Below are 5,750 nucleotides of genomic sequence, written 5' to 3'. Positions count from 1 at the left end.
GCCGACACCAAGCCCACAGGCCTTAGGCGATTTCTGTCAAATGACATACCACCCTGCTTGTCTTTTCGTCCGTCCTCTGTGTTGCGACAACCGTTGCATAGTTCGACTATGCGCCAGTTGTCGCGCCTGGATGACGAACGATCCCGGCGCTGCGCTGTCCCTGCTTTGCTTGGGCACCGGTCTTGGGCTTCCTGCCCAAGCCGTTCACTGCTTCGCAGTTCACCCGGCGCGATCTGGTATGCCATTTTCCGGCAATCGCCTTACGAAACCCGGCCTCTCGTCTCCATTCGCCCGGCAATCCTTGCGGGCAGGCCCCCGAAACCGCCGTTACTCATGAACACGACGTGGTCCCCGCGACACAGTTCACCCGGCAGTGTATCGACCAGGGTCGCGGCATCTTCCACGATCTCGCCCCTGCCTCCGAGTTCCCGCGCCACCACGCCGAGATCCCATGCAAGACCTTTCGGCCTGCACAGGTACACCCTGTCGGCCGGCGACAACGATCCGGCGAGGCCATCGCGGTGCACACCCATGCGCATGCTGTTCGATCTCGGTTCGAGCACGGCGATCAGCCGATCGCGGCCGATCCTCGCCTTCAGTCCCTCCAGAGTCAGCCGGATCGCCGTTGGATGATGGGCAAAATCATCGTATATGGTAACACCGGCACCCCGCCCGACGACCTCCAGGCGGCGCCTGGCGTTGAGAAAGCCCGTCATGGCATCCAGCGCCGCAGGGGGATCCACCCCAACGTGGGCCGCAGCCGCCAGCGCCGCCAGCGCGTTCTCGACATTGTGGACACCGGTCTGCTCCCAGTCGACCGTCCCGAGCGATCCTCCCGCGCGGGTCACCGAAAAACGCGAGCCATCGGTGGACAGAAGTTCCGCCTGCCATTCGGCCGATGCATCCTTGATGGAGAAATTCTGTCTCGGTGTCCAGCAGCCCATGGCGAGGGTTTCCTCCAGGTTCGCGTCGTCTGCCTTGCTGACGACCAGGCCCCTGCCCGGCACCACGCGGATCAGATGGTGAAACTGACGCTGGATGGCGCCAAGATCCTCGAAGATATCCGCATGGTCGAACTCCAGGTTGGTCAACACGAGGGTGCGGGGGGCGTAGTGGATAAATTTGGAACGCTTGTCGAAGAATGCCGTGTCGTACTCGTCCGCCTCGATGACGAAATAGGGGCTGTCGGTCAACCGGGCCGAGAGACCGAAGTTCCTCGGCACCCCGCCGACCAGAAAACCGGGATTGAGCCCGGCAACCTCCAGAATCCACGCCAGCAGACTCGATGTCGTCGTCTTTCCGTGGGTACCCGCTACCGCCAGGACGTGCCGGCCGGCGAGCACGTGCTGCCCGAGCCATCGCGGGCCCGAATCGTACGGCACACCCTCGTTCAGGATGTGTTCAACCACCGGGTTCCCGCGCGTCATGACATTTCCCACGATCACGCAGTCCACGCCCGGGGGGATGTGATTCGCCTCGTATCCCTCCAGCAACTGGATTCCCGCCGCCTCGAGCTGGGTGCTCATTGGCGGATAGACGTTGGAATCCGATCCGGACACCTCGTATCCCGACTCGCGGGCGATCAATGCGATGCCGCCCATGAAGGTCCCGCAGATACCCAGAATGTGAATAGGCATGACGCCGAAGACCCTTACGATTTACGTTTCGCCCGATCGACGGGGAACGGTCCGCAAGCACGGATGCCTGCTGCGAGCGCTCGCTGCCGGGGTCACCCGGCCATCGACGGTGGAAACACCAAGCCCATTACCAGGGCACTCAACACCATGTAACCCAGGCTGACGAATACGCCCGCCGAAAACGGGCGGGACAGCGCATGCCGGAAGATGTGCCCGTAGACCACGATCAACCAGACGACGAGAAACAGGTAGCCGAGGGTCGCTGGCACATTGTCGACCCCCCGCGCCTCGCTGGCGTACAGGGAATAGACGAGCGGCAACGCAACCAGCCCCAGAACGATCCCCGCCCCCGCCAACGCGGTCAGGGTCTGATCGAACCTCGCTGCGTGACCCGATACGCGAAGTAGCAACCAGGTATAAAAGGCCAGCATTGCGACATCCAGCGCTGTCTGCATCGTACCGCTTAGCCCCCCGTAAAGGGGGACAGCCAGGAACAGTCCGACCGCAGCGTAGCCGGCAAGCGCAAGCGTCAGCAGGGGGCGGGAGGCGGGAAGGTCCTGGGGAACGGCCGTCAGCAGACAGAGGTTGACGAAGGGCCGGGCGAGGCCGGCCACCAGGGATGGGATCGACGGGTCGGACACAGGATCAGGTCACCAGCCGGTAGCAGGGTTCGTAATGGGTACCCGGGAGTTTCATTCTGGACTGCGCGACGAAAGCGGCGAGCAGATCGTCGAGCGATCTCACGACATCTCTGTCACCGCGGATGTCGAACGGCCCGTGCGCCTCGATGGCCCGAATCCCCTCGTCCTTCACATTACCCGCCACGATGCCCGAGAACGCCCGGCGCAGGTCCGCGGCAAGCTCGTGCCTGTCCCGGTCGCGATGCAGCTCCAGGCCGGCCATGTTGTCATGGTTTGGAACGAAGGGCTTCTGGAATGCCGCACCGATACTCAACAACCAGTTGAAATAGTAGGCGTCACTGCGTTCCCGCCGGTAACCACGCACCTCTTCGATGCCACGACGCAACTCTCGCGCTACCAGCGGGGCGTCGCCGATGACGATCTTGTAGTGTTGCTGCGCCTCGAAACCCAGTGTCGCGCCGATGAACTCGTGTATGCGGGCGAAATATTCCCCGGCGCCCGAGGGTCCGGTGAATATCAGTGGAAACGGAACCTCGGCGTTTGCCGGATGCAACAGGATCCCGAGCAGATAGAGGATCTCCTCCGCCGTGCCCGCACCGCCCGGGAACACCACGATTCCGTGCCCCACCCGAACGAAGGCTTCGAGACGCTTCTCGATATCCGGCATGATCACCAGTTCGTTCACGATCGGGTTGGGGGATTCCGCAGCGATGATGCCCGGCTCGGTGATGCCAAGATAGCGTCCCGAATAGACACGCTGCTTCGCGTGCCCGATGGTCGCCCCCTTCATCGGGCCCTTCATCGCACCGGGTCCACATCCGGTGCACACGTTCAATCCCCTGAGTCCAAGTTCGTACCCGACGTCCTTGGTGTAGTCGTATTCCTCGCGGGAAATGGAATGTCCACCCCAGCACACCACCATGTTGGGATTGGTCTGCGGAACAAGGATGCCGGCATTGCGAAGGATGTGAAAGATGGCGTTGGTGACGCCCCGCGACCCCTCGAGATCATATTTGGGATTGTTGCGGATCTCGTTGCTGACGTAGACGGTGTCTCGCAGCACGGCGAACAGGTGCTCGCGAATCCCGCGAATCATCTCACCGTCGACAAACGCCTCGGCGGGGGCGTTGTGCAGCTCCAGTTCGATACCGCGATCCTGCTGGATGACACGGATATCGAAGTCGGCGAACTCTTCCAGCACCAGCTTGGCGTCGTCGACGTGGGAACCCGAATTGAGTACCGCCAGCGAACACTGCCGGAAGGTATCGTAGAGCCCCCCCTCGCTGGTATCGCGTAGCTTGGCGACCTCGTCGCGTGACAGTACATCGAGGCTGCCCGCAGGCGCAATCCGTACCGATTCGATAATTTTCCGGGACATGGGCCTATGATAACGCGTCGGTCGCGGCTCGGGGTCCCCCGCCCGCCCGCGGTTCAGTCCCCGGCCGGCCCGAAATTCATGGCGACCGACAGCCGGAGCCCCCGGCCAAGGTGTTCGCCCACCTCGTGAGGGACCCCGGGATCGAATAACAAGAGGTCGCCCTCACGCGGGGCTAGTGCAACCTTGCCTTCCGGAGGGTGCAGCACGAGGTCGCCCGAGCGGGATGGCACGCGAACGTAGTAGACGGCGGAGATCCACTCATCATACCCGTCGTGCGAATGCAGTGTCGTGCGTTGTCCCGGGCTCATGGCATTGAACCACACCCCTTGCCGCATCGCTGCGGCGATACCGATCGCCTCAGACACCACCGGGCGGACCACCCCGAGCAACCGCGACAGCGCGGGGATCAGGGACTCAGGAATATAGACGTTCTCGAAACGCCCCGCGAAATAGTGACTCCGACACGTTTGCGGATGATCGCGATGCGCCAGGTATCCTGTCAGCAGCGCCCGGTTCAGCCCCGGCGCATCACTCAGTCGGGTCCTGACACAAACGCCTTCCGAGCGCGCACCCCAGTCCTGCAACGGCAACCGCCTCAGCCGGAATTCCGCCGTGCCCCGATTCGCAGGCGCAACGCGTTCAGACGGATGAAGCCCTCGGCGTCGCGCTGGTCGTAGGTGCCTGCATCGTCCTCGAAGGTCGCGATGTTTTCGTCGAACAGGGTGTCGGTCTCCGACCGGCGTCCGACTACCATGACGTTTCCCTTGTAGAGCTTGAGCCGGACATCGCCATTGACCCGCGCCTGCGAGGCGTCGATCAGGTCTTGCAGCATCTGCCGCTCGGGGCTCCACCAGTAGCCGTTGTAGACGAGATTCGCATAGCGCGGCATGAGGTCGTCCTTGAGATGCGCCGCCTCCCGGTCGAGGGTAATGGATTCGATGGCCCGGTGCGCGCGCAGTAGGATCGTGCCGCCGGGGGTCTCGTAGCAGCCGCGGGACTTCATGCCGACGTAACGGTTCTCGACGATATCGAGGCGGCCGACCCCGTGCGCCCCACCCAGCTCGTTCAGTCGGCCCAGCACCGCGGCAGGTGTCATCGCCTGACCGTCGATCGCCACGACATCGCCCCGCTCGAACGCGACTTCCATATAGACAGGCCGCTCGGGCGCCCGCTCGGGCGACACGGTCCAGCGCCACATCGACTCTTCGGGCTCGTTCCACGGGTCTTCCAGCACATCCCCTTCATAGGAGATATGCAGCAGGTTTGCGTCCATGGAGTAGGGCGACCTGCCGCCGCGCTTCTGCTCGATCGGAATCCCGTGGCGCTCGGCGTAGGCCATCAGCTTCTCGCGGGAATTGAGATCCCATTCCCGCCAGGGCGCGATGATCTTGACCCCGGGCTTCAGGGCATACGCGCCCAGTTCGAAGCGCACCTGATCGTTGCCCTTGCCCGTGGCACCGTGCGAGATCGCGTCGGCCCCGGTCTGGTTCGCGATCTCCACCAGGCGCTTGGCGATCAGGGGGCGCGCGATAGATGTCCCAAGCAGGTATTCGCCCTCGTACACGGCATTGGCCCGAAACATGGGAAAGACGTAGTCCCGGACGAATTCCTCGGTCAGGTCCTCGATGTAGATCTCCTCCACCCCCATGGCCTCGGCCTTGGCGCGCGCGGGTTCGACCTCCTCTCCCTGTCCGATGTCGGCGGTGAACGTCACCACCTCGCAATCGTAGGTTTCCCGCAGCCACTTCAGAATTACCGAGGTATCCAGCCCTCCGGAATACGCCAGCACCACTTTCCTTGCTTCCAACACTTGCAGACCTCACGGATTCAAGAGTCAAAAAATCAGTACCAGAAGGAATTGGAGTAGCCCGGATGCAGCGGTAGCGGAATCCGGGGACGGGTGTACGAACGAAGCCTGGATACCTGCTATTGCAGCCCGCTCGACATGGACGATTAGGCGATTGCCGGAAAATGACATACCAGATCGCGCCGGGTGAACTGCGAAGCAGTGAACGGCTTGGGCAGGAAGCCCAAGACCGGTGCCCAAGCAAAGCAGGGACAGCGCAGCGCCGGGATCGTTCGTCATCAAGACGC

The 5,750-nt window shown here is 62.8% G+C and carries 5 protein-coding genes; all 5 read right to left on the bottom strand.

What is annotated here, in order from left to right; translation table 11 throughout:
* Positions 1-260: 260 nt before the first annotated feature.
* Positions 261-1,637: a UDP-N-acetylmuramate:L-alanyl-gamma-D-glutamyl-meso-diaminopimelate ligase gene (mpl, locus tag LJE91_10445; protein MCG6869112.1), complete on the bottom strand. Its 1,377-nt coding sequence runs from the start codon at positions 1,635-1,637 to the stop codon at positions 261-263.
* Positions 1,638-1,729: 92 nt separating this feature from the next.
* Positions 1,730-2,278 carry a hypothetical protein gene (locus tag LJE91_10440; protein MCG6869111.1) on the bottom strand — a complete coding sequence of 183 codons (549 nt, stop codon included), beginning with the start codon at positions 2,276-2,278 and terminating at the stop codon, positions 1,730-1,732.
* 4 nt (positions 2,279-2,282) lie between these two features.
* Complete coding sequence (gene ppnN / locus LJE91_10435; protein ID MCG6869110.1) at positions 2,283-3,656, bottom strand: nucleotide 5'-monophosphate nucleosidase PpnN; 1,374 nt, start codon at positions 3,654-3,656, stop codon at positions 2,283-2,285.
* A gap of 53 nt (positions 3,657-3,709) precedes the next feature.
* Positions 3,710-4,240 carry a 2OG-Fe(II) oxygenase family protein gene (locus LJE91_10430; protein MCG6869109.1) on the bottom strand — a complete coding sequence of 177 codons (531 nt, stop codon included), beginning with the start codon at positions 4,238-4,240 and terminating at the stop codon, positions 3,710-3,712.
* A gap of 11 nt (positions 4,241-4,251) precedes the next feature.
* Positions 4,252-5,466 (bottom strand): argininosuccinate synthase, encoded by a 1,215-nt coding sequence (locus tag LJE91_10425; protein MCG6869108.1) that lies wholly within the window; start codon positions 5,464-5,466, stop codon positions 4,252-4,254.
* Positions 5,467-5,750 lie beyond the last annotated feature (284 nt).

The organism is Gammaproteobacteria bacterium (genome assembly GCA_022340215.1).
GTDB lineage: Bacteria > Pseudomonadota > Gammaproteobacteria > JAJDOJ01 > JAJDOJ01 > JAJDOJ01.
Note: the sequence above shows the minus strand (reverse complement) of the source record. Positions and strands in the feature narration are given on the sequence as shown.